The sequence below is a fragment of the Geomonas sp. Red32 genome (assembly GCF_023652955.1).
Classification (GTDB): domain Bacteria; phylum Desulfobacterota; class Desulfuromonadia; order Geobacterales; family Geobacteraceae; genus Geomonas.
In genome coordinates this window covers 870,516-894,843 of record NZ_JAKLOY010000001.1, presented here as the reverse complement: position 1 = coordinate 894,843, position 24,328 = coordinate 870,516, and the positions used below count along the sequence as shown (strand labels likewise).

Sequence of the window (24,328 nt, the reverse complement as noted above, 5' to 3'; positions counted from 1 at the left end):
GCGGGAGGTCGAGGAGGGCGTCGTCCGTAACCGATAGCCGGGAAGGGGATGATACGGGAAGGGGAGGGGGGGAAACCTTGACCTGAGTCAAGGAACGGAGAATGCCGGAGAGGTTTCTTGAGTTTTTTACCGTAGAGGCTTCTGCATCAATTCATGCAGTATCTCGCTCAACTTTTGCAGATCGAGTGGCTTGGAGATGAAGTGCATCCCCTCCTCTATGATGCCGCGCTGGGCGACGAGGTCGGCGGTATAGCCGGACATGAAGAGCACCTTGACCCCGGGCCTCATCTCTTTGATCCGTTCCGCCATCTCACGCCCGTTGATCCCGGGCATCACCACGTCGGTCAGCACGAGGTCGAAGGCGGTGCCCTCTTCGCAGAGCTTCAGCGCCTGGCCGGGACTGCTCGCCTGCACCACCACGTAGCCGAGATCCTCCAGCATCCTGGTAGTCGCCCACAACAGCATCTCCTCGTCCTCTACCAGCAAGATGGTGCCGCTGCCGTTACGGGCCACCTGGGCGGGGGCACGGTCGCCGGCCACCTCCTGTTGCAGACGGGGAAGGTACAGCCTGAAGACGCTCCCCTGTCCCGGCTCGCTGTAGCAGTTGAGGAAGCCGTTATTCTGGGTGACGATCCCGTACACCATGGCGAGCCCGAGGCCGGTCCCCTTCCCGACCCCCTTGGTGGTGAAGAACGGCTCGAAGATATGCTCCCGGATCTCCTCGTTCATGCCGCAACCGGTGTCGCTGATGCTGAGCTGGATGTAGTCGCCCGGGGCGGCGTCGGGGTGGAAGTGGCTGTAATCGCCGTCGATCCGGACGTTGGCGGTCTCGATGGTCAACGTCCCCCCGTTGGGCATGGCGTCGCGGGCGTTCACCGACAGGTTCATCAGGATCTGGTCCACCTGGGAGGGATCGATCAGCACGTTCCAGAGCTCCACCGAGGGGCGGAAGACGAGCTTGACGTCCTCCCCGATGAGCCTCCCCAGGTTCTTGACCGATTCCAGGATGAACGTGTTCAGGTTGACCGGCTTGGGGACGATGACCTGCTTGCGGGAGAAGGCCAAAAGCTGCCGGGTGATGTTGCTCGACCGTTCGGCCGCCTGCTGGATCATCATGAGGTTGTGCCTGATATCCCCCTCCGCCCCCTTGGCGAGCGAAAGGTGCACGGCGCCCAGGATCACCCCGAGCATGTTGTTGAAATCGTGGGCCACCCCTCCGGCGAGCCTCCCCACCGATTCCATCTTCTGGGCTTGCTGGAGCTGTTCTTCCAGCTGTCTGCGCTCGGTGACGTCGATCTCGATGCCGTCGAGGATGACATGGCCGCGCCGGTCGCGGTGCGGGGTGCTGGTGAGGAGGAGCCAGCGGCTGGCACCATCGGAGGAATGCAGCCGGATCTCCAGCCTGAAGGTTTCCAGGGAGACGATGGCTTCCGCCTCGGCCTTGGCGACCCTCTCCCGGTCCCCCTCGTGGATCTGCCGGTAGAGGATCCCGGGGTCGGCCATGACCGCCTCGGCGCTCACCCCGTGCAGGCGCTCGATCCCGGCGCTCAGGTAGGTGAACCGGCGCGTCTCGCCGCTTACGCCGCAGTCCACCTGGTAGACCACGCTGTCCGAGAGGTTGTCGCTCAACTGCTGAAGCCGGTTCTCGCTCTCCCTCAGGGCCTCCTCGGCGTGCTGCTTCTCGAGGTAACGGGTGGCGAGGGTATCGACCATGGAAACCAGCGAGTCGCGCAGGGTGCCGAGCTCACCATGGAACTTCGCCTGGGGGAGGACGGAGCGGTGGTCGCCGCCGGCGATGACGGTGCCGGCGAACTGGTCGAGCAGCGCCAGTGGGGTGAGGAGCCATCGGGAGAGAATGAGATAAAGGCTCGCGCAGATGGCGAGATCGAGGACGAGGATGACCGCCAGCATGATCCCGGTATTGCGGAAGAGCTCCTCACGGATGTAGCGCTGGGTGTAGGCGATCCGGATGCGGCCGATCTCCTTGCCGCCGAAGACCACCGGCCGCCGTACCTCGATGACGTGGTTGGTGGAGGCGGGGATGGCGCGGATCGCCTCCCACCCTTCGCCGCGTCCCCGCAAAAAACGCTGCCCTTCCGCGTCGAGCTCGATGTAGGCCACCGTTGCATCGTGCATGAAACCGTCCAGAAAGAGGTCGATCTGGTAGTCGTCGAAGTTCCAGACCGGGACCGCCAGCCCGGAGGCGAGCTGTGCGGCGGCGCCGTTCAGTTCCTTTTGGAGACGCTCGTACCGGACGTCGTGCTCCCGCACGAAGTAGACGCAGCTCGCGGCGATCATGGTGACGGTGACCACCGTGAGCACCATCGCCATGATGGAGAACGATATGGATCGGGAGAAGCGGGTCATGGTGTCTGCCGGATGCCGGGTGTCCTTACTTCAAGGTGGTGCCGGGCTGCATCAGGTACCTCTTGAGGTGCTTCTTGAGAAGCCTCTCCGGGACCCCCTTCCGGTCGAGCTCGGCGAGGCGCCTGCTGAAGTAATCGAGCTGGGAGAGGCAGGGGGACTTCTTGCTGAACCCGAAGTGGATGTCCAGGGTGGATATGGGGGGATCGAGATGAACGACCGGGTGCCTCATCGGCGTCTTGGCGACGTAGGACTCGCCGAGATAGTGGCTGGTGACGAAATAGTCGATCCGCCCCTCGTCAAGCTTGCGGAAATTCTCCAGCATGCTCGGGGCCTCTTCCACCGACAGTTCGCGGCGCCAATAGCTGTCGAACCCGGCCCCGAAGGTGTCTCCCAGGCTCACCCCGCCCCGGCGCCCCTTGAGGTCCTGCCATTGGCGGTAGGGAAAGGAGCGGTCCTTGCGGACGAAGATGACGATCGGGTTGGGGAAGGCCCGGTGGCTGGTGAAGGCCAGGTACTGCGACCGCTCCGGGGTGATCCTCAGGCTGACCAGGAGATCGATCTCCCCCCCGGCCGCCATCGACAGGGCGCGCTTCCAGGGAACCACCACCGGAGTGAGCTGTACCCCGGGAGGGGCGGCCATCCGGAGCAGCTCGATGCTCGCCCCGTCGAACCCGGCCCCGGACTCCCAATCGTAGGGCGGATACTGGGGATTGGTGGAATAGCGAAGCGTGCCGCAGGTGGATGGAGGCGAGGCGGCGGAAACCTGCGAACAAAGTATCAAGGCCGCGAGAAGCGCGCATGCCTTCCCTCTCATAGATCCTCTTTTCTCCTCTACAGGCGGGCCATACTGTCACGGCCCCGCATCTTCACCCTGATTCACAGACATAAGGAAGAGATAACTATATCATCGGGTGATTGCACCCGTTTGCGGAACAGGGTTTTCTCTTACTATGGATGGGGCTTAATCTTGCCCGGCGCGAGCCGTGCCACTCGCAGAGTCTGCAAGCCCGGTCCGGCAATGAGGGAAGAGCCCTCCGTGCCGGAATAACTCCTCAAGCTCCACCTCCGCTTGCCGATACGGTGAGCAGAATACCGACCGGCTAGAAACGGAGATCACGTGGCCTTCATTCCCATCGACAAACTACAGCCCGGCATGGTGCTCGGCGGAAACGTCTGCGACCGCAGCGGCAGGATCCTCCTCCCCGCCGGCGCCGAGCTGGGGGAGAAGCATCTCTCCATCCTGCGCATGTGGGGGGTGATGGAGGCGGAGATCGTCAGCGAGCAGGAGGAGGAGCTCGAGGACGGCGAGCCGCTTGAGGAGTGCGACCCGGAGGTGGCCTCCGCCGCCCGCCAGGAGATCGAGGCACTCTTCGTCCACAACGATCACGCCCATCCGGCGATCAAGGAACTGATGCGCGTCTGCATCCAAAGGAAGACCGGCCATGTCGCGTAACCGCCAGCTGACGGTGGAGTACATGGTCCAGGACATCTCCACCATCCATTCGCTCCCCATGTTCTACACCCGGCTCTCCGAGACGATCAGCCACCCCCGGAGCTCGATCGGGGACATCGGCAAGATCGTATCCGAGGACCAGGGGCTGACCGCGCGCATCCTCAAGGTCGCCAACAGCCCGCTGTTCGGCTACTTCTCCAAGATCGACACCATCACCAAGGCGATCACCATCATCGGGGTGGACCAGGTGCGCGACCTGGCGCTGGCGCTCTCGGTGATGGACGTCTTCAAGGGGATCCCGGAAGACCTGGTCAACATGGAGCAGTTCTGGCGGCACTCGATCGCCACCGGGCTTGCCGCGCGCGCCCTGGCCACCTCGCAGCGGGCCGCCAACCTGGAGCGCTTCTTCGTGGCCGGCATCCTCCACGACGTGGGGAGGCTCGTCATGTACGTGAGGATACCGGAGATCTGCCGCGAACTTTTGGAACAGTGCCAGCACACGGGGCAGCTCCTTTACCGTGCGGAACGCCACCGGCTGGGGTTCGACCACGCCGAGGTGGGGGGGTGCCTGTTGAAGCACTGGAGGATCCCGTCGAGCATCTCCGAGCCGGTCGGCCTCCATCACGCCTGCCGCGGCGCCCACCACTACCCGGCCGAGACCGCCGTTTTGCATGTGGCCGACGTCATCGCCCACGCCATGCAGATAGGGAACAGCGGCGAGCACTTCGTCCCCCCCCTCGACGGGGCCACCTGGGACGGCCTGAAGATTTCGAGCTTCTTCCTCCCCACTCTTGTGAAACAGGTCGACGCCATGTTCGAGGAGATCATCAAAATCCTCTTCGGGGGAGAATCCGGTGCCAGGTAACGAGCGTCAGGAAAAGATCAATGTCCTGAAGGAGCGGGTGGACTTCCTCGAACAGGCGAACCTCAACTACCTGAGGACCCTGGACGTCTTGACCGCCTGTTCCGACTTCCAGTCCGACATGTACCGGAGCCAGGAGTCCTCCTTCGTGATGAGGGCGGTCTTCGGGCAGTTGCGCCGCCTGGCCCCCTTCGTCACCATGGCCATGTACAGCGTCGATCCGGACGCCTTCTTCACCCTCTCGGTCTGCGAGCCGGGAGGGGACGAGGGGACGGTCCGGGCCGAGGTGGACGCGAGGATCGCGGACGGAACCTTTGCCTGGGCGCTCAACCAGAACCACCCCTTGGTGGTCCCCACCCTGGACGGCAACGATACCCTGGTCCTCCACGTGCTGGCCACCAACTCCCGCATCCGCGGCATGTTCGTAGGCCTCCTGGCCGGCAGCCACCTCAACGCCGAGCTCTGGACCCTCAACGCCCTCTCCATCGTACTCATCAACACCGCCTACGCGGTGGAAAACTCCGAGCTTTACGACATGCTCCGCGAGCACATGCAGAACCTGGAGCACAAGGTCCAGCAGCGGACCACCGAGCTGGAGGCGGCGCTCGTCAAGGCAGAGGAGGCCACTGCCGCCAAGAGCGTCTTCCTGGCCAACATGAGCCACGAAATCCGCACCCCGATGAACGGGATCGTCGGCCTGGCCCGGCTGTTGATGGACACCAACCTCGACGGCGAGCAGCTCCACTACCTGAAGTCGCTCATCGATTCGGCGGACGATCTCCTGAGCATCATCAACGAGATCCTCGACCTCTCCAAGGTGGAGTCCGGCAAGATCACCCTGGAGTCGGTCCCCTTCGAGCTGGCGCCGTTTCTGGAGCGCTGCCTGCAGCCGTTCGAGGTCCGGGGGCGGGAGAAGGGGGTGGAGGTGCGGCTGGAGCTTTCGTCCGGGCTTCCCCAGTGGGTGGCGGGAGACCCGGTGCGGATCGGGCAGGTGCTGAGAAACCTGACCGGCAACGCGCTGAAGTTCACCGAAAAAGGGAGCATCGTCCTCGCCTGCGCCCTGGAACCGCCCCCCCCCATCGCCACCGCCCCTTTGGTAGCCCCCGCCGCCTCATCCGGCGCAGCGTCCCCCCCTTTGCGAAGGGGGGACAGGGGGGATTTTGCCCCTCCCGGTGCCGCCGTCGCTCTCCGCTTCTCCGTGGCCGATTCCGGCATCGGCATCAGCCCCGAATCGCTGGCCACCATCTTCGAAAAGTTCGTGCAGGCCGACAACTCCACCACCCGTCTCTACGGCGGCACCGGACTCGGGCTCCCCATCAGCAAGGGGCTGGTAGATCTGATGGGGGGGAAGATGGAAGTCGAGAGTACACCGGGAGAGGGGAGTGTCTTCTCTTTCACGGTCGCCCTGCCCATCCCCGAAGCCTCCGAGATCCCGGCTGTCAAGCCGGCCGAAGCGGGGAGATCCACCGGGGTGCGCGCCAAGCGCCCGCTGCGGGTGCTGCTGGTGGACGACGTCCCGCTCAACCGGCTGATCACCGCCAAGCTCCTCGCCAAGAGCGGCGAGCACACCGTCGTTGAGGCCTCCAACGGGAGGGAGGCGGTGGAGAAATGGGAGCACGAGCCGTTCGATCTCGTCTTCATGGACGTGCAGATGCCGGTGATGGACGGCCTGGAAGCCACCCGCGTCATCCGCGCGAGGGAAGGCGGGGTAGGGCGGCAGTCCCACATCTGCGCCATGACCGCCAACGCGATGAAGGAAGACGCCGCCGCCTGCCGGGCAGCCGGCATGGACAGCTACGTCTCCAAGCCGGTGCGGGAGGAGGATCTCTGGGAGGTGATCGGTGCGGTGGCCGGTTTCGCGGAGAGCGGCGAAGGAGAGCCGCGGATCGTGAACGCCTCGGCGGCGGCACCCGGGACCGGTGCTCCTTCCCCGACCGATTTCGATTACGCCGCCTTCGTGGAGAGGCTCGGCGGCGAGGAGGAGCTGGCCTGCCAGCTGATCGGGATGTTCATCTCGAGCGTGGCCGAGCACCTCGGTGCCCTGGAGGCGGCCATCGCCGAGGGGGACAGCTCCCAGGTGAGGTACCGCTCCCACACGGTGCGCGGAAGCGCCGCCAACCTCGGGGCCGCCACCATGCAGGAACTGTCCGGCCGCATCGAGGCCTTGGCGGCGGCGGGAGAGCTTGCCGACGTCCCCTCCCTCCAGCGCCAACTGGCCCGGGCCTTCGAAAGCTTCCGGAGTGCGGTCGCCTCCTTGGTGCCGTAGCCTCTTCCCCCATCCCACGCCGGGACCCGCATGCCCCGCCGAACCCCTGCCCCCTGCTCGCCGCCCCACTGTCCCCATCCGGAACACCTGTCCCTATCCGGGACACCCTCTTCCTTCTGGTCCGATGCTAACCCCTGGAATCCCTGGCTTAAAGAAATTGGCAAGCAATCTGCTTGAATAAAGGCAGCTCTGCGCGAGGCTGCCCCTTTGCGGGACACTTAAGAAGAGGCGGCCGCAGGGTGAGAAAGCAGAGGTTCCCATGGAAGTCCTCAACCGGCCATACCAGGTTTTTGTCCGTCTCCTCGTCGTGATGGCGATGATCGAAGCGGGCATCATGTATCTCCTCATCCCCATCGTTCCCGATTTCTTTCCCAAAGTTATCCTGGACGCGCTCCTTCTCCCGGCCTTGGCGGCCCCTTTCATCTGGTCCGCCATCATCCATCCCCTGCGCGAGGTGGCGGTCAAGGAGATGGACCGCAACCGGATGAGCGAGGAGCGGTACCGCGCCCTCTTCGCCAACATGCCGGGTGGTTTCGCCTTCTGCCGGATGATCTACGACGACGACGGCAACCCGGCCGACTTTCTCCACCTGGCGGTCAACGATTCCTTCCGCCGCATCCTCAAGGCCCCCGAGGTGGTGGGGAAAAAGGTCAGCGAGCTCTTCCCGGAGCTGGTAAAGGTTCATCCGGAGCTGATCGCCGCCTACGGAAGGGTAGTGTCTACCGGGACCCCCGAGTCGTTCGAGTTCGACCTCACCCTGTTCGGCCTCTGGCTCTCCATCTCCGTGTACTCTCCCGAGCCGGAGCACTTCGTGGCGGTTTTCGAGGACATCACCGCCCGCAAGAAAGCGGAAGGCGAGATGGTGGCGGCCAGGGAGGAGTGGGAGCGGACCTTCGACGCCATCGTCGACCCGGTCATGATCCTCGGGCTCCAACACGAGATCGTGAGGGCCAACAAGGCGATGACCGCCCTCATCGGCGAGACCGTGGCCCACGGAGGGGAGCTCCTCTGCAACCACTGCTACCACGGTAAGGGGCCTTACCCGCATTTCTGCCCCCACACCAAACTACTGCAGGACGCCCGGCCTCACTCCGAGGTGGTTCACCTTCCCGAGCTCGGCTTGCACCTCGAGGTGGTGGTCTCGCCGCTCTTCGACCGGGAGGGGAAACTCCAGGGGTCGATCCATTACGCCCGTGACATCACGGAGCAGAAGAAGCTCGAGCAGCAGCTGCAGCAGTCTCAGAAACTGGAGGCGATCGGCACCCTCGCCGGGGGAGTGGCCCACGATTTCAACAACATCCTGACCGCCATCATCGGCTACGGCGCCATGCTCGACCAGCACATGGAGCCGGGGACCGAGGCGGCCAGCCAGCTCAAGGGGATCATGAAGGCGGCTGATCGGGCCGCAGCCCTCACCCGTTCGCTCCTCTCCTTCAGCCGCAAGAGGGAATTGGAGCTCAAGCCGGTGGACCTCAACCAGGTGATTGCCGAGGCCAGCGAGCTCCTCAAGCGACTCGTGCGGGGGGATATCGTGGTAAGCTGCGACCTGGCCCGCCACAGCCTCCCGGTCATGGGGGACCTTGGGCAGATCGAGCAGGTGCTGATGAACCTGATCTCCAACGCCCAGGATGCCATCGAAGGGGCGGGGGCGGTGACCATCGGCACCGAGAGCGTTACCATCGACGACGCTTTCGTAAGCCAGAACGGGTTCGGCACGCCCGGCAGGTACGCGCTGATCACCTGCACGGACACCGGCACCGGCATGGAGGAATCGGTCGCCCAGCGGGTCTTCGAACCGTTTTTCACCACCAAGGCGGTCGGCAAGGGGACCGGGCTCGGGCTTTCCATGGTGTACGGCATCGTGAAACAGCACAACGGGTACATCTGCTGCGTCTCGCGGCCGCGGATGGGGACCACCTTCAGGATCTATCTCCCGCTGGTCAAGGCCGCAGCGGCGGAGACGGCGCTCCCTCGCCCGGGCGACTGGGCCACCGGGACCGAGACCATCCTCCTGGCCGAGGACGACGACCAGATCAGGTTCCTTCTTTCGCAGGTGCTGACCCGTTCCGGGTATCGGGTCATCGCCGCCAACCACGGCAAGGACGCGGTGGCCCAGTTCATCCGCAACAACGGAGCCATCGATCTCCTCGTGTCTGACGTGGTCATGCCCGGGATGAACGGCATGGAAGCCTTCCGCCAGATGCAGGCGATCCGGCCGGAGCTGAAGGCGGTCTTCATGAGCGGCTGCAACACGGACAACCTCCCCGTGGCAGAGGCGCTGGCCGGCAACGGAACCTTCCTGCACAAGCCCCTCCCCCCCCAGGCCCTGCTGGCCGAGGTACGCAAGTGGCTGCGGTAAGAACCTGCCCTCGCCCGGCCTTCGGCCACCCTCTCCCTCATGGGGGCGAGGGTATAACGGGAGTGGCGTGCCTGCGGCAACGGGCTCAGGCACCCATTACCCCTCCTGGGTGAGGACTTTCCCCAGCACCTCTTTGAGGTCGGAAAACTTGTACGGCTTCTGCAGGAAGGCCGCCAGCCCCTTCCCCTTGAACTTCCCGGCGATCTCGGACTCGTGGTAGCCGCTGCAGATGACCACCGGCAGGTCCGGGGCGATCTCCCGGATCCGGTTGAAGCACTGCTCCCCGTCGAGGTTGGGCATGGTCAGATCGAGGAGCACCAGCAAAAGGTCCGGGCTCTCCTGCACCAGCCCGACCGCTTCCACCCCGTCGGCCCCGGTGATCACCGTAAAGCCGAGCTCCCGTAACAGTTCCGCCCCCGTCAGGCGGACCTCCTCCTCGTCGTCGACCAGCAGCACCTTCCCCTGCAGGAGACGGTGTTCCCGGGTGCTGCGGCTCTCCTCCTCGACCGGTTTCCCGGTGGCCGGCAGCAGGATGGTGAAGGTGGTCCCGCACCCCTGCTCGCTCTCGACCTTGATGGCCCCGCGGTGGCTGCGGATTATCCCCAGCACGGCAGCCATTCCCAACCCGCGGCCGGTGAACTTGGTGCTGAAGAAGGGGTCGAAGATCCTCGCCTGGACCTCCCGAGGCATCCCGCAACCGTCATCGGCCACCTCCAACAGGACGTAACACCCCTCCTCGAGCTCTCCATCGTTTTGAAAGCCGTCCAGGAAGCTCCTGCCGCAGTGGCGGTATTCGGTCGTCACCCGGATGCTGCCCCCGGCATCCCCGATCGCCTCGGAGGCGTTGATCACCAGGTTGAGGATGATCTGCCGCAGCTGGGTAGGGTCCGCCTCCACCGCCGGCACATCGAGGGCCAACTCGAGCTGGAGCCGCGCCTTCTTGGAGATGGAGACCTCGAGGAGGTGCTGCATTTCGACGAGGATGGCGTTTACCCGCACATGCTCGATCCGGAAGCTTCCCTTCCCCGAATAGGCCAGCATCTGCTTGGCGAGATCGGCGGCCCTGGTGGCGGCGCTGATGATCCGCCTCAGGTTTTCCGCCACCGGCGACTGCTCCTCGGTCCGTCCCAGGGCCAGGTCGGCGTTGCCGACGATGGCGGTCAGGATGTTGTTGAAGTCGTGGGCGATCCCCCCCGCCAGCACTCCGAGACTCTCCAGCTTCTGCGAATGCAGCACCTGCCGCTCCAGGTTGAGACGTTCCTCCTCTCCCTTCTTGTTTTCCGTGATGTCGTGGATGAAACCGACCACCCTCTCCGGCGTCCCGGCGGGGGAAGACTCCAGTTTCCCCTCCAGGTGGAGCCAGCGGACGGTGCCGTCCTGCCGGGCGATGCGGAACTGCAGCGCCTGGGGAAAGGCGCTCTGGGCGGCAAGCTCGAAGGAGGTGGCGAGGGATTGGCGGTCGTCGGGGTGGGCGACCGCCATCAGGAGGTTTTCAGCGGGGGAGGCGGCGGAGGGGTCGACACCGGAGATCCGGTAGACCTCGTCCGACCAGATGTAGGTCCCGCTGCGGAGATCCTTGATCCAGCTGCCGATACGGGCGAGCTTGCGGGCCGACTGCAGCTGCTCCTCGGTCTCCCGGACCACGATCTCGCTCAAACGCCGCCTGCTGAACTTCCAGTAGCGGTAGAGCTGCCAGGCGCTGACCAGAGAGAAGGCGGCGAACAGGGCGGCGATCAGCTCGGTCTCCCTGATCTCGCGGTGCCAGGGAGCGAGGTAATCAGCCTCGGCCAGGCCGACGATGACCCACAGCGGGAAGTTTCCGACCTTGTTGAGGAAGTAGGTCTTGCGGACGCCGTCGGTGGGGGCGGTGGCCCGGTAGAGGGCCGCGTTGGCCGCGCGGCCGAGCAGCACCTTGAGCTGGCGCGACGGGTTGCTGGTCCCGATGGCGCTCCGTCCGTTGACCTTTTCGGGGTGGCGGGCGAGGGTGGTGGTCTCGTTCCACATGCTGACCACGCCGCGGGGCCCGAGGTTGAGGGAGGAAAACATCTTGCTGAAGGTCGCGAGCGAGATCGAGGCGTGGACCTCGCCGCCGAAGCTGCCGTCGGGGTAGGAGAGCCGGCGTGAAATCGGCAGTACCCATTGGTGGGACACCCGCCCGAGCACCGGTTTCCCGATCACCAGCCCCGGGTTTTCCCGCTCCCGCACCTTCACGAAGTGGTCGCGGTCGCCGATGTAGGCGTTGGGGGCCGCCACCGCCCCGGTGGAAAAGACCACCCTCCCTTCCCGGTTGGCCATCCGCAGGCCGAGGATGGTGGGAAGCCGGCCGGACTGGCGGTCCATGAAGGATTGGAAGCTGCCGTCGACCGCTTGCCGGGAGGAGGCCTCTTTCTGCCAGGCGTCGGCGACCGTCTGCAGCGTCAGGTCAACCTCCCGGATCAGGGTGTAAACGTTTTGTTCCAGGGCCTTGGACAGGTTGGTGACCTGGATCTCCGACTCCCGTTCGTAGCGCTCCCTGCTGCGGGCGACTTTCCAGAAAAGGAGGGCGTCGAAGCAGAGGTTAGCCAACAGGAAGGCGATGACGGTCAGGGTGAGGGCGCGACGGTGGGAGACGGTGGGGGAAAGATCCGTAAGCTGCCAGCGATCGCTGGCCGGTACATGGTCTGTGCGGTTGCCGGAGTTATCGGGCATATCATGGCTCCGTGAGGGGCAGCCCTGGCCGGCCCGGAGGCGGCCAAGGTAGGGAAGGAGCGCGAAAGTCTCCACCGCCGATCATTACTATATTTGAAAACTAAACTCTGTAGCAACCGGCAATTAACGACAAGAAAAGGAAGGGAACCTGCACCGCTCTCTGTCAGAGGCCCGGGAGCAATGACTGTCCGCGCTGCCGTAATCCAGAACCCGGGTCCGGCAATGCCTACCCTCTTTATCCTACGGTAGCCTCCCTCCTTCCTTCAGGGGTTCCTGATACTGACCTTCGATCCGCGCGACCAATCGTTGTGGTCGCCGGGGATCTCGTGGAAGACGATCGAGGGATGTGCCGCGGCGAGGGCCCTGGCGAACCGCGGGGGAATGACCGAGTCGTCGTGGGCGGCGAAGATCTCGACCCTTCCGGGAAACTTGTGGAGCGCCTTCGCGTTGTTCCAGTTATCGAGCAACAGCAGCCGGGCGGGGAGGTACGGGAAGTGGTAGGACGCCACGTGGGCGAGCACGTCGAAGGGGGTGATGAGGACGATCTTGTCCGGGGGATGGGGGAGCATGGCCAGCGTCGAGGCCGGGCCGGTCCCGAGCGATTCGCCCGCCACGCAGACCGGGGTGGCCGGGAACTTCGAGCGGAGGAGCCGATACCCTTCCGCGGCCGCCCGGTTGATCGAGGAGAGGGAGGGGGCTCCCGGCCGGCCGCCGTAGCCTGGATACTCGAGGATATAAACGGAATCGTCTTTGGAAAAGGAGTCCAGGGCATACTGCCGGTCGCCCGCCTCTCCCGCGTTGCCGTGGAGCATCAGCCAGACGTTGTGCGGTGCCGCCACCTCCCGCGCGAACCCGATCGTCTTCCCCTGGTACTTCCAGGGCGACAACCCTTCCCCGCGGCCGTGGTGGGTCGGGTAGTAGAGAAGCTTCCGCTGGAATACCGCACAACCGACGAGGAAGAGGACGATGGCGAAGGCGGCGATAATCAGTAATCGTTTCATGCAGGCTCCGGATTCTTCCCTACCAGTTGCCTACGCCCTGTTACGCCCTTCCCCGCACCATCTCCTTGATCATCTGCAGCGTGGCCTTGAAATCGATCGGCTTGGCGATGTGGGCATCCATCCCGGCGGCGAGGCAGCGCTCGTGGTCCTCCTTCAGCGCGTGAGCCGTCATGGCGATGATCGGGATGCGCCCCCCGCGCTCCGCCTCCTTCTGGCGGATCAGCCCGGTCGCCTCGAAGCCGTTGAGGCCGGGCATCTGCACGTCCATCAGGATCAGGTCGTATTCGGCCGACTCCCACCTGTCTACCGCCTGCCGCCCGTTTTCCGCCAGGTCGACCTCGTACTTGTAGATGGCGAGCATCCTCAAAAGCGTCTTGCTGATGATGGGATCGTCCTCGGCGAGGAGAAGCCGGACCGGTTCCGCGGCCTCGCTGGCCAGGGAATCGGCCGGGGTGGCAACCGGTGCCGCGGCGGCGGGCTTCCCGGCAGCCTCCGCGAGCGGGATGCTGAAGGTGAAGCTGCTCCCTTTGCCCGGCTCGCTGGCGAGGGTGATGCTCCCCCCCATCCGCTCGACGATCTCTTTGCTGATGGCGAGCCCGAGCCCGGTGCCGCCGTGACGGCGGCTGTGCGATTCGTCGAGCTGGCTGAACTCGCGGAAGAGGAGGTTCCTCTTCTCCTCGGGGATACCGATGCCGGTGTCGGTCACCCTAAAGACCACCAGCCGCCTCCCGGCGGCGCTCCCTTCCCCGCCGCTGATCTCGAGGGTCACCTTCCCTCTTTCGGTGAACTTCACCGCGTTCCCGGCCAGGTTGGTCAGCACCTGGCTGATCCTGGTATGGTCGCCGCTCAGATCGTCCGGCAGGTCGTCGGCAACCCGCGTCTCGAGCTGGAGCCCCTTGCCGCGGGCGGCGGGAAGGAGGATGTCGAAGGTGTCCTTGACGCAGGTCCGCAGCGAAAAGGGGCGCTCCTCGATGACCAGCTTGCCCGCTTCGATCTTGGTCATGTCGAGGATGTCGTTGAGGATGCGGACCAGGGAGTGCGCCGCCCGGTGCGCGGTGACGACGTACTCCTGCTGCTCGGCGGTCAGCTCTTCCATCAGCACGAGGTCGAGCATCCCGATAACCCCGGTCATCGGCGTCCTGAGCTCGTGGCTCATGTTGGCGAGGAACTGGCTCTTGGCGCGGGTGGCCGAGTCCGCCAGCTCCTTGGCCTTGAGAAGATCGCTCTCCCCTTGCTTGCGCTCCATGGCGATGGCGACCTGGTCGGTCACCGCTTTCATCATCGCCAGGTCTTCGGTGGAGAAATGGGCGCGGTTGCGGGTGCCGAAGGAAAGGGTCCCGAGGAGCTCTCCGTGGGCAATCAGGGGATGGCAGGCGTAGGCCTGCACCCCGTAGGACTTGACGAGGTCGGTGCGCGGGTCGGGGGTGTTGGGGATGTCCTCGGTGACGATACGGCAGGCGTCGCGGGCGGCGCAGCCGCAGACCGCCACCCCATAGTCGAGCCACTCGATCCTGTCCCGCTCCTCGTCCGGGATCCCGGCGCAGGCGTTCAGGCGGAGGCAGTCGGTCTGCTTGTCCACCAGGAAGTTGAAGAAGACGTGGCAGTCGAGGAACTCCATGACCTTGGTGCAGAGCTCCTCCACGATTTCCTGGGGGGAGGCGCTCGCCAGCAGGTTCCCCGCCACCTGGGCCAGGAGGTTCAGCCGGGCGGCGGTCCGCGCCTGCTCGCGGCCCAGCTCCTCGGCCCGGCGCTGGGCCAGGACGGCATCCTCCATCATGCTGAGGGCGGCGCTCCTGGACTGGCGCATGCTGGCGTTGAGCTCCTCCAGCTGCGCGCTCCGCTCGGCCAGCCTTTCCATGGCCTGCTTGCGCTCGGTGACGTCGCGGGCAGTCCCGAACCACTCGACGATCTCCCCCTCGGCGTCCAGAAGCGGCACCGCGCGAGAGACGGTCCACCCGACGGTGCCGTCCACCAGGACAACCCGGTGCTCCAGCTGGAAGATGCTCTTGGTCCGGATGGCTTCGTCGATGGCAGCGCAGACCAGCGGCTGGTCGCCCGGGGGGATGTACCTGCCGAGCCACTCGCGGTCGGGGGCGTCGGTGTCGGGGATGAAGCCCTGCCCGATGAGCTGCCGCATCTCGCTCCAGTCCGGGCTCATGTCGTAGATCACCTCCGAGCTGGCCGTGATAAGGGCGCCGAGGCGGTCCTTGGTCTTGCGCAGCGCGATCTCGGCTTCCTTGCGCTCGGTGATGTCGATCACGATCCCCAGGTAACGGACGTACGTGCCGTCCGCCTCGAAGGAGGGGCGCCCTACGGCCATGAGCCAGTGTATGGCCCCATCCTGCCTGACGACCCGCCACTCCAAGTTAAGGTTGCCGAGCTCCTTGGCGGTGGCCGTCACCTCCTGAGAGAGCGCTTCCCGGTCCTCGGTGTGTACCGTACTCAGCCATGCCTCGAAAGAGGGCTCCACGCTGTGCGGCTCCAGACCGTAGAGCTTCCAGACCTCCTCCGACCAGATGTTGCTGTCGCTGGTCACGTCCCACTCCCAGGAACCGGCGTTGGCGGCGTCGAGGGCGAGGCCCAGCCGCTCCATGCTCCCGGAGAGCTCGGCGTTGAGGGAGGTGAGCCTCTCCCGCTGCCGCAGCTCGCTCAGGCGCGCGCCGCGCTGCATGCCGGCCAGCAGGCTCACCCCGATGCTGGCCACCACCCAGATGAACTGCCTCATCATGGAGCCGGAGTCGTGGATGTCGAAGCTGCCGAACACGAAATTGACCAGGAAGAGCGAGGCGAAGGTGGAGAAGAGTCCGGGGCCGACCCCTCCCAGGGCGGCGGATATCACCACCGCCGGGTAGAAGCCGAGGTAGGGGGCGGGGGAGAGCGCCCACGGGAGCAGCCAGCGGAGCAGGGCCGTAAACGCAGTCGCCGCCACGGCCACCAGGTAACCGACCGGGAGGGTGATAGGGTTCCCCTTGGGAGGCTTCATCCGATCGTCGCGGGCGGTCGCACTCAACTCTCTTCCTCCTCGTCCAGCCCTTTCGTGTAGCGGGGCGGAAGGCCGGCCTGGCCGCAGAGTTCGTTCACTTCCTTCTTTATCTGGATGACCCGGAGCTCGCGGCCCACCGAGGCCGCGTTGAAGCGCTCCAGCTCGTGGACCCGCTCGAGCACTTCGCCGGCGGCCTCGCAGTGCTCGATGGCCAGCGAGCCGATGACCGAGAGCTGTTTGAGGGTCGCTTCGTCCTCCCCGGTGAAATCGCAGCCGTTAACCTTGTCGGTGATCAGGATGACCCCCCGCGGCCTCCCCGCGGTGTCGGTGAGCCTTGCGGCGAGCAGGCCGCGCATCGGAACGTGCCCGGCCGGAAGCCCCCACCAGGCCGGGTGCGCCCGCATCTCCGCGTCGGTCAGCCTAAGCGTCTCCGCCTTGTCGAGCAGGTCGAGATAGACGCCCCCCCGCTCCACCTCGAAGAGGTTCCACTGCGGGCAGCTCTCGGCATCTCCGGCCCGGGCACTCCCCCCGGCGGCGAACTTCCCCCCGAGGTAGCCGTGCCCGGCCACCGAGTAGCGCCCGCCGGTAAGGGAGATGGCGGCCTCGGCGATCGCGTTGAGGGCTCCTTCCAGCTCGGCCTGGCTGGAGATCATCAAGGAGGCTTCCAGGAGCTTTCTCTGGCGGTCGAGCAGATCCTGCGTCGCCTTTTCGGCCCGCTTCCGGAGAAAGGCCTCCATCACGGCGGGGGCGATCGAGGTGAGCAGGTCCAGCTCCTCCTGCCGGTATCCCCCCGGGCGGTTGCCGACGGCTATCATGCCGGCCACCGCACCGTCGTTGATCAGCGGGACCCCGAGGAAGGCCTCCAGCGGGGGGTGGCCGGGAGGGAGTCCGATGCTGTCGGGGTGCTGGCTGGGGAGGTTGGTGAAGAAACCCTTGCCGTCCTTCAGCACCCGGCCATAGATGCCGTGTACCTGGAAGTTCCCGGGGGGGCGGGGAATCCCGTTCCGGTCGTGCATGCGGCACGCTTCCCAGCCGGGGTTGCTGATGGCGATGTCGTGCAAGAGGCCGTCGATGCCGATCTCTCCGACGAAACCGAAGCGGCTGCCGGTGATCTTTTCGGCCACCGCCAGGCAGGTCTCGCCCAGACGCTCCTCCGAGACCGCAGCCAGGGCGGCCTCGAAGATCTCGTTGATTCCCCGCACCACCGCGCTCTGCAGGCGGATCTTCTCCTCGTCGAGCCTGCGGCCGGTTATGTCTCGGGCGATCTTGGAGATCCCGATCACCTTGCCCTCGGCGCTTTTCACCGGCGACACGGTGAGCGACACGTCGATGGCCCGGCCGTCCCGGGCCAGCCGTCGCGACTCGAAATGGTCGACCGCTTCCCCGGCCAGCAGGCGCTTCAGGATACTCTCTTCCTCAACCTGGAGCTCGCGGGGGATCAGCAGGGAAATGGGCCGGCCGACCATCTCGCCGGCCCGGTAACCGAACATCCTCTCGGCCCCGCCGTTCCAGGTCAGGATGGTGCCGTCGAGGTCCTTGGCGATGATGGCGTCGTCGGAGGAGGCGACGATGGCGGCCAGCCGGGCGTGGGCCTCCTCGGTTCTCTTCCGTTCGGTGATGTCGCGGGCGACGTGGACGGTCCCGGTCATCACCCCTTCTTTGTTGAAGAGCGGCGTGGTGGAGACCAGGAAGTGTCCCCCCAGGCGCTCCTCGTAGATCTCGCCCTGGTGCTCTCGTCCGTCCAGCAGGGAGCGCGTGTGCGGACAGTCGCAGGGGGGATGCTCGGTGCCGTGTACGGAGCGGTAGCAGACCTGGCCGATGCACTCCTTGGGGGAGGTCCCGAGCCGCTGCGCCATGGCGCGGTTGACCCGCACGATCCGGTGCTGGCCGTCCATGATGGCGATCAGGTCGGGTACGCTGTCGAAGGTCCGCTCCCATTCCTCCTTGCCGCGCCGGATGGCCTCCTCGGTCTTTTTGAGGTCGGTCAGCTCGAAGGCGTAGATGCGGGCCAGGTTGAACTGCCGCGAGAGGAAGATGGTCTCGCCGAAGACCTGTTCCTTGAGGGTCACCTCCCGGTAGTGGACGGCGTCTCCCAGGCGGTCCCAGCGTTCCACGATGGCCGCGAGGTCGTCCGGCACGAAGGGGGCGAAATCGTCCCCCATCCCGAGAGCCTCCAGGATGCGGATGGTGGCGGGGTTGGCAAAAGTGACCTGGCCGGAAAGATCGGCCTCCAGCACCGGGTTCGGGTTGAGCTCCGGGAAGGAGGCGAGGTGAACGGTTTCCTCCTCCAGGCGCTTATGGTCGGTGATGTCGACCAGGGTGACCACGATGCCGTCGATCCCCCCGTCCGCGGTACGGTAGGGGAGGACCCCCATCAGGTAGGAGCGCCGGCTGGCCACCGCGGCCACCTCGCGCTCGATGGAGGTCGAGGTCGCCAGCACGGTGGCCGCATCGGCGGCGAGCCCATGCCAGTCGATGGTGCCGGCCAGGTGGCGGAAGGGGCGGCCGATGTCGGCGGGGATGAGGTTGAAGATCTCGGCGGCGGCCGGGGTGAAGCGCTTGATGTTGAGCTCGCGGTCGAGGAAGAGGGTGGCGATTGCGGAGCTCGCGAGGAGGTTTTCCATGTCGCTGCTCGCCTGGTCGAGCTCCTCCACCTTCCCCTGCAGCTCGGCGTTGACGGTGACCAGCTCCTCGTTGAGCGCCTGCAGCTCCTCCCTCGAAGTTTCCAGCTCCTCGTTGGTGGAATGGAGCTCCTCGTTGGCCGACTGGAACTCCTCGTTGATCGACATCAGCTCCTCGTTGGCGGACATGAATCCGTCCCGCGAGTTCTCCAGCTGCTCGGTGGTCGCCTGCAACTGCTCGTGGGTGACGCGGAGCTGCTCCTCGAGCTGTCTGACCAAGAGATCCCTCGAGGTCTCGTCGTCCGGATGCCTTCTCTCCTCCCCCCCCGCTTCGACCGGCGCGGAGCTCTGGGCCGGCTCGAACACCACGAGCGCAAGCTCTTCGCCCAGTGCGGTCAAGAATGGCTTCACCAGCACGTTGACCGCCGTTTCCTCGCCGCCTGCGGCCATCCTGAGGCCGCGGAAGGTGACCGGGGCCTTCTCGCTGAAGCTCTTGAACATGGCGGCGCGCAGGGCGGGGCGCAGCTCCTCGCGGGCGAGCTTGAGAAGCTCCAGGGTGGCGCCGCCTACCGGAAGGTCGAGGAAGCGGTTGGCGCCGGCGCAGATGTGCACCACGTCGTACCGGCTGTTCACGACCACCGTGGGGGGGGCGTAAAGCTGGGCCAGCAGACGGTCGGCCGTTTCCCCGGCCGCCTGCTGCGGAGCCCGGCTGCTCCTGCTCGTCTTGGCCGCTCCCGTCACCCGGCGCACCGCCGAGGTGATGGGAAAGGCCTGTTCGTCGCGGCGGGCGCATTCCCGGCGCTCGTAGATTTTCCACTTCTTGTCGATGGGGAGGAAGAGGTCGGAGGCGGTCCCCACCGTCTCCGAGGCTCCCAGGAAGAGGACCGCGGCCGGCTTCAGCACGAGGTGGAAAAGCGATATGAGCCGCTTCTGCATGTCGGGGTTGAGGTAAATGAGGAAGTTCCGGCAGACGAGGAGATCGATGCGGGAGAAGGGGGCATCCTTGATGAGGCTGTGGTGGGCGAAGACGATCATCTCCCTGAGACGCTTGGAGACCTGCCAGCGGCCGTTGATCCTCGTGAAGAAGCGGTCGATCCGCTCCTGTCCCACCTCGCCGGCGACGTCACGCTCGTACACCCCGGCTCTGGCCACACTGATGGCGGTCTCGTCGAGATCGGTGGCGAAAAACTGCACCTTGGCGTCGAGCTTTCGCTCGTCCAGGTACTCGCGGATCAGCATCGCGGCGGAGTAAACCTCTTCTCCGGTCGCGCAGCAGGCGTGCCAGATGCGGACCGGGTCATCGGGGTCCCGCCCCGCGAAGAGCCGCGGGATGATCTCCTTCGCCAGCACGCCGAAGGCTTCTTCGTCGCGGAAAAACCTGGTCACCCCGATCAGGATCTCCTGCCCCAGCGCCTCGGCCTCGCCGTCGTTATTCTCCAGCAGGTCGAGGTACTTTTTGACGGTGGCTACCTCGTTGATGGCCATCCGGCGTTCGATCCGGCGGGTGACGGTGTTTCTCTTGTAGGAGCTGAAGTCGTGGCCGGTCCTGGCGCGGACGATGCGGAAGACGGCCTGGAGCTCGTCCTCCAGGGTGGTGGTGTGGCAGTCCTGGGACGGGAGCGGACAGGCGCCGCGGGCGAGGCCGGCGATCCGCACCGGCAGCTCTTCGGCGGCCAGCACGAAGTCGGCGTTCCCCGAGGCGATGGCGTTTTGGGGCATGGACGGCTTGATCGCCGAAGTGGGGTCCTGGACCAGCACGACCCCGCCTCTCTCCTTGACCGCGCGGGAGCCGCTTCCGCCATCGAGACCGGAGCCGGAGAGCACCACGGCGACCGCCCGCTCCCCGAGATCGGCTGCCATCGACTCGAAGAAGCGGTCGATGGGGTGGCGCACCTCGCGGGTCCCCTCGGGTGTCTCCAGGCAAAGAAGCCCATTGGCGACCGAGAGATACCTCCCGGCGGGGATGACGTAGACGTTGTCGGGCTTGAGCGCCATGCTGCTCTCGGCGGTCACCACCGTCATGGCGGTGAGCCGGCCCAGCGTCTCCGCCAGGAAGGACGGGCCGTCCGGCGGGATGTGCATGATGACGACGTAGGAGAGTTGGCAATTGTCGGGGATGGAGGCGAAGAATTGCTCGAGTGCCGGCAAACCTCCTTCGGAGGCACCGATGGCGACGACGAGACAAGGCGGCTGCTCAGGGCGGTCTGCGGTGGCCGGAGCGCACGCTTGAGGTGAAGGGTGCTGATCGGAAGTCATCGAGGCTCCGGGTGGTGGCGGGCAAGGCGTGCCCAAAGCGGGAACAGCGGGGATTATAAGATTTACTCCCGACAAATCAAGGAAATTACCCGATAACTAACGAAAAATCCTTAGGAGTAAAAGACTCTTTTAGTCCTTTCTCCCGTGATAGCCCTGCGCAAATCGGATCTCGCTGATCCATTTATTGCACCCCTCCGGGTTATTAAGCGGAGGGCGTTGGCGCGGCAGGTTGTTGAAAGCAAAGGAACTTTGGCAAAAAGAGGGAATTGGCACGCCTTCTGCCTAACAACCTCTCAAGTGAATCGGAACCCTGCCCAACTTCAGGAGCATCTATGAATGTCTCGGTTAAGATGGTACTGGACGCCAAGAGATCCCTCGGCAATGAAGCCATGATCTGCATGAACAGGGAGGGACTCTGTTGCCTGTACCAGGATTGGAAGGCCATGCGTGAGGGTATCGCGCTCTTCAGCCTGAAGCTGAGCGACGAAGAACAGACGTTGCTGAAGAAGAAAGCGAGAGTCGTCACCCTGAATTGACGGTCAGCACTCTCCGCTCCGGCCCCGGATGTTGTGCTCCCGCAGCCATTCGTTGATCATCCCCGAAGCGCACCCGACTCCGGCATCGACCGCTATCGCCCCCACCGGGCAGTTCTTCGCGCAGGCCCCGCACTCCATACAGGCATCCTTCTTCTCGATTGCGGCGGTCCGGGCGGCCAGGGAGAAGACCTGGTGGGGGCAGACCTCCAGGCACCTCCCGCATCCCACGCACTTTTCCCGGTTCAACTCCAGCGTCGCCACGTTTTTCAGGTAAGCGAAACCCTTCATTACTCTCTCCTTAAAGCAGGCGGCTCACGGCCAGCATCGCCAGGCTCACCGCCACGGCGGCTCCCATGACAGGCAGCGCGATCCGCATCTCTTTCTTCACCCCCGAGCGGGAGGTAAAGGTGGTGCACCCGGTGAAGTTAAGGGCGTAGAACGCGCTGACGGCAGGAAGGCCGACGAAAAGCGCCGCGGTGACCAGGGGGGAGGGGTGGGCCAGCAAGGTGACCGCGCCCCCCCAGAGTATCCCTATGACGGTTCCCTTTACCGCGAAGCTCCTTCCGGGGAGCCAGGGGAGCAAGACCGGCGCGGCTGCGACGCCGGCCAGCATGGCTCCCAGGTAGGCGGCCATGGCGACGAGCCCCGCCTGCCATCCTCCCGCGAAAGCGAAGAGCGCTCCCAGCACCGCCATGATGACGGCACTCTGCCGGGCGGCCGTCACCAGCTCGACCGGCACCAGCACGAGGCGTTCGTAGAGGGTGAAGGTCAGCTCCCGCATCGCCTCGGTCGTCTTCATCCCGTGGTCCAGGTAAGCGGGGAGATCCGCGGCCCTGATGGCGGCGTAGCGGACGGTAAACCCCGTCTGCTTCGCCACCTCATGGGCGGCCACCCCGGGCGCCCCGAGGATCGGCAGGATCAGGTGACGGTGATTGACCGCCCGGGCAAGGCCGGAGAGCCTGATCCGCCTCACCAGTTCGTCCGTGCCGAAGGTTCCCTTCCCGGCCGCACACCAGACGTTGATCCCGAAGGTCTCCAGCACGAGGAGCCAGACGTTGCGCCCGGCCAGGTTGCGGCGCACCTCGTCGAAGCTCATCTTGTAGTTGGCCGTCACCAGCACGGGATCCTCGGGTGCCGGGGCCCCGATGGCGTACAGGCCGGGAGGGACCATGTAGTTCATCCGGTCGATCCCCCAGCGCGCCTTGCAGGCACCCAGGTGGTCCCTCATGGTGAGGGTGGTCGAAATTTTCGGGACCCGGCCGGCCCCGTTTTGGGTCCATTGCTCGAATCCCGGCACCTTTTCGTCGATAGCTCCGCCGCCGGCGGAGGTGGGAGGGCCTCAGCAGGGAGGCTTGTCTGGGGCGTCTCCCGGCGCCGGTCCGCAGGTGGTGCGTGGCGAGCAGGACGTTTCGATTTTTCGGATGGAGTGGATCTTCATCGCGGGACCTCACGGGAGGGGGAGGTCGCCCCCTCTGCGAACATGCGTTTTTGGAACCGGAACGCGACATTTACCAGGGCGATCATCACCGGGACCTCCACCAGGGGGCCGATGACCGCCGCGAAGGCCGCGCCGGAATTGAGACCGAAGACCGCCACCGCCACGGCGATGGCGAGCTCAAAGTTGTTGCTCGCGGCGGTGAAGGCGAGGGTGGTCGTCTTGCTGTAGTCGGCGCCCAGGCGGCGTCCCATCCAGAAGGAAACCAGGAACATCACGACGAAGTAGATGAGCATCGGGATGGCGATCCGCACCACGTCCAGGGGAAGCTGCACGATCAACTGCCCCTTGAGACTGAACATCACCACGATGGTGAAGAGCAGGGCGATCAGGGTGATTGGCCCCACCCGGGGAACGAACTCCCGGTGGTAGCGCTCCTTCCCCATCAACTTCACGCCGGCGAGCCTGGTGAGCGCACCGGCGATGCAGGGGATCCCCAGGTAGATGAAGACGCTCTGGGCGATCTGGCGGATGCTGACGTCCACCACCACCCCCTTGAGGCCGATCAGGGGAGGGAGGACGGTAATGAAGAACCAGGCATAGACGCTGTAGAAAAGAACCTGAAAGATGCTGTTGAAGGCGACCAGCCCCGCCGCGTACTCGGTGTTCCCCTTGGCGAGCTCGTTCCAGACCACCACCATGGCGATGCAGCGGGCGAGGCCGATCATGATGAGCCCCACCATGTACTCCGGCCGGTCCGGCAGGAAGACGGCCGCCAGGACGAACATGAGCAGCGGGCCGATGACCCAGTTCTGGATCAACGACAGCCCGAGTACCTTCTTGTTGCGGAAGACCTCGGGCATCTCCTCGTACCGCACCTTGGCGAAAGGGGGATACATCATGAGGATCAGTCCGCAGGCGATCGGGATGTTGGTGGTGCCGGCCTGGAAGCGGTTGACGAAGGCCTCGACGCCGGGAACCAGGCAGCCCAGGGCCACCCCCACCGCCATGGCGGCGAAGATCCAGAGCGTCAGCCAGCGGTCCAGGAACGAGAGCTTTCGGGAAAGGTGCTCGGTCACGGCGTCCCCCCAAAGTAGTCGATGATCCACCCCTTGATCTCGTCGCGTACCCGCCTGAACTCGGGGAGCACCTCCTCTTCGGTTCCGGGAAGGCGGGAGGGATCGTCGAATCCGCGGTGGATGCGCCGGGCGCCGCCGATGAAGAGCGGGCATTTGTCGTTGGCGTCGCCGCAAAGGGTGACGGCGTGGTCGAACTGCTCCCCGGCGAACTCGTCGAGCGTCTTGGAGCGCTGCCCGGAGATGTCGATCCCGAGTTCCGCCACTACCTTGATGGCGAGGGGATTGACCCTGGTCGCCTCGGTGCCGGCCGAGAACGCCTCGACCCGGTCGCCCAGGTAGTGGTTGGCGAGCCCCTCGGCCATCTGGGAGCGGCAGGAGTTGTGGGTACAGAGAAAGAGGATCTTCGTTTTGGCCATGGCAGC

The 24,328-nt window shown here is 65.3% G+C and carries 15 protein-coding genes; 5 read left to right on the top strand and 10 right to left on the bottom strand.

Features of this window, described 5'->3' with window-relative positions; all coding sequences use genetic code 11:
- Positions 1–126: 126 nt before the first annotated feature.
- Together L4X63_RS03885 and L4X63_RS03880 are read right to left on the bottom strand one after the other, a co-directional pair.
- Complete coding sequence (locus L4X63_RS03885) at positions 127–2,367, bottom strand: hybrid sensor histidine kinase/response regulator (RefSeq protein WP_250677273.1); 2,241 nt, start codon at positions 2,365–2,367, stop codon at positions 127–129.
- A gap of 25 nt (positions 2,368–2,392) precedes the next feature.
- Positions 2,393–3,181 carry a substrate-binding periplasmic protein gene (locus L4X63_RS03880; protein ID WP_250677272.1) on the bottom strand — a complete coding sequence of 263 codons (789 nt, stop codon included), beginning with the start codon at positions 3,179–3,181 and terminating at the stop codon, positions 2,393–2,395.
- A 303-nt stretch (positions 3,182–3,484) separates the two neighbouring features.
- Between L4X63_RS03880 and L4X63_RS03875 the strand changes: the two genes are divergently transcribed.
- From L4X63_RS03875 to L4X63_RS03860, 4 genes are all read left to right on the top strand, one after another.
- The gene (locus L4X63_RS03875) at positions 3,485–3,820 is read left to right on the top strand and encodes a hypothetical protein (RefSeq protein ID WP_250677271.1); all 336 of its coding nucleotides are present in this window, start codon (positions 3,485–3,487) and stop codon (positions 3,818–3,820) included.
- Positions 3,810–4,685: an HDOD domain-containing protein gene (locus L4X63_RS03870; RefSeq protein WP_250677270.1), complete on the top strand. Its 876-nt coding sequence runs from the start codon at positions 3,810–3,812 to the stop codon at positions 4,683–4,685. The genes L4X63_RS03875 and L4X63_RS03870 overlap by 11 nt, the downstream gene beginning before the upstream one ends.
- Positions 4,675–6,948, top strand: coding sequence for a response regulator (locus L4X63_RS03865; RefSeq protein WP_250677269.1), 2,274 nt, complete (start codon positions 4,675–4,677; stop codon positions 6,946–6,948). Before L4X63_RS03870 ends, L4X63_RS03865 begins: the two co-directional genes overlap by 11 nt.
- Before the next feature lie 259 nt (positions 6,949–7,207).
- Positions 7,208–9,307, top strand: a complete 2,100-nt coding sequence (locus tag L4X63_RS03860; protein ID WP_250677268.1) for a PAS domain-containing hybrid sensor histidine kinase/response regulator — start codon at positions 7,208–7,210, stop codon at positions 9,305–9,307.
- Between the two features lie 96 nt (positions 9,308–9,403).
- On the opposite strand, the gene L4X63_RS03855 is transcribed toward L4X63_RS03860, so the two are convergent.
- The 4 genes from L4X63_RS03855 to L4X63_RS03840 all read right to left on the bottom strand — a co-directional run bounded on the left by L4X63_RS03855 (position 9,404) and on the right by L4X63_RS03840 (position 20,856).
- Positions 9,404–11,995, bottom strand: coding sequence for a hybrid sensor histidine kinase/response regulator (locus L4X63_RS03855; RefSeq protein ID WP_250677267.1), 2,592 nt, complete (start codon positions 11,993–11,995; stop codon positions 9,404–9,406).
- A gap of 263 nt (positions 11,996–12,258) precedes the next feature.
- Positions 12,259–12,996, bottom strand: a complete 738-nt coding sequence (locus L4X63_RS03850; RefSeq protein WP_250677266.1) for an alpha/beta hydrolase family protein — start codon at positions 12,994–12,996, stop codon at positions 12,259–12,261.
- Positions 12,997–13,036: 40 nt separating this feature from the next.
- Positions 13,037–16,006 carry an ATP-binding protein gene (locus L4X63_RS03845; RefSeq protein WP_250677265.1) on the bottom strand — a complete coding sequence of 990 codons (2,970 nt, stop codon included), beginning with the start codon at positions 16,004–16,006 and terminating at the stop codon, positions 13,037–13,039.
- Positions 16,003–20,856 (bottom strand): chemotaxis protein CheB, encoded by a 4,854-nt coding sequence (locus tag L4X63_RS03840; protein ID WP_284694453.1) that lies wholly within the window; start codon positions 20,854–20,856, stop codon positions 16,003–16,005. Before L4X63_RS03840 ends, L4X63_RS03845 begins: the two co-directional genes overlap by 4 nt.
- Positions 20,857–21,188: 332 nt before the next feature.
- On the opposite strand from L4X63_RS03840, the gene L4X63_RS03835 reads away from it, so the two are divergent.
- Positions 21,189–21,392: a hypothetical protein gene (locus L4X63_RS03835; protein ID WP_250677263.1), complete on the top strand. Its 204-nt coding sequence runs from the start codon at positions 21,189–21,191 to the stop codon at positions 21,390–21,392.
- Between the two features lie 3 nt (positions 21,393–21,395).
- On the opposite strand, the gene hgcB is transcribed toward L4X63_RS03835, so the two are convergent.
- Genes hgcB through L4X63_RS03815 form a run of 4 tightly spaced genes read right to left on the bottom strand, consistent with a single transcriptional unit; the run spans position 21,396 to position 24,322 of the window.
- Positions 21,396–21,680, bottom strand: coding sequence for a mercury methylation ferredoxin HgcB (hgcB, locus tag L4X63_RS03830; RefSeq protein WP_250677262.1), 285 nt, complete (start codon positions 21,678–21,680; stop codon positions 21,396–21,398).
- Positions 21,681–21,690: 10 nt separating this feature from the next.
- Positions 21,691–22,830: a mercury methylation corrinoid protein HgcA gene (gene hgcA / locus L4X63_RS03825; protein WP_284694452.1), complete on the bottom strand. Its 1,140-nt coding sequence runs from the start codon at positions 22,828–22,830 to the stop codon at positions 21,691–21,693.
- The gene (gene arsB, locus L4X63_RS03820) at positions 22,827–23,906 is read right to left on the bottom strand and encodes an ACR3 family arsenite efflux transporter (protein ID WP_350339161.1); all 1,080 of its coding nucleotides are present in this window, start codon (positions 23,904–23,906) and stop codon (positions 22,827–22,829) included. Before arsB ends, hgcA begins: the two co-directional genes overlap by 4 nt.
- Complete coding sequence (locus L4X63_RS03815) at positions 23,903–24,322, bottom strand: arsenate reductase ArsC (protein ID WP_250677260.1); 420 nt, start codon at positions 24,320–24,322, stop codon at positions 23,903–23,905. The genes arsB and L4X63_RS03815 overlap by 4 nt, the downstream gene beginning before the upstream one ends.
- Between the last annotated feature and the right edge of the window lie 6 nt (positions 24,323–24,328).

Coding starts and splice junctions, on each gene's coding strand:
- L4X63_RS03885 (WP_250677273.1), bottom strand. CDS start 2,367: ATGACCCGCTTCTCCCGATCCATATCGTTCTCCATCATGGCGATGGTG.
- L4X63_RS03880 (WP_250677272.1), bottom strand. CDS start 3,181: ATGAGAGGGAAGGCATGCGCGCTTCTCGCGGCCTTGATACTTTGTTCG.
- L4X63_RS03870 (WP_250677270.1), top strand. CDS start 3,810: ATGTCGCGTAACCGCCAGCTGACGGTGGAGTACATGGTCCAGGACATC.
- L4X63_RS03860 (WP_250677268.1), top strand. CDS start 7,208: ATGGAAGTCCTCAACCGGCCATACCAGGTTTTTGTCCGTCTCCTCGTC.
- L4X63_RS03855 (WP_250677267.1), bottom strand. CDS start 11,995: ATGCCCGATAACTCCGGCAACCGCACAGACCATGTACCGGCCAGCGAT.
- L4X63_RS03850 (WP_250677266.1), bottom strand. CDS start 12,996: ATGAAACGATTACTGATTATCGCCGCCTTCGCCATCGTCCTCTTCCTC.
- L4X63_RS03840 (WP_284694453.1), bottom strand. CDS start 20,856: ATGACTTCCGATCAGCACCCTTCACCTCAAGCGTGCGCTCCGGCCACC.
- L4X63_RS03835 (WP_250677263.1), top strand. CDS start 21,189: ATGAATGTCTCGGTTAAGATGGTACTGGACGCCAAGAGATCCCTCGGC.
- hgcB (WP_250677262.1), bottom strand. CDS start 21,680: ATGAAGGGTTTCGCTTACCTGAAAAACGTGGCGACGCTGGAGTTGAAC.
- L4X63_RS03815 (WP_250677260.1), bottom strand. CDS start 24,322: ATGGCCAAAACGAAGATCCTCTTTCTCTGTACCCACAACTCCTGCCGC.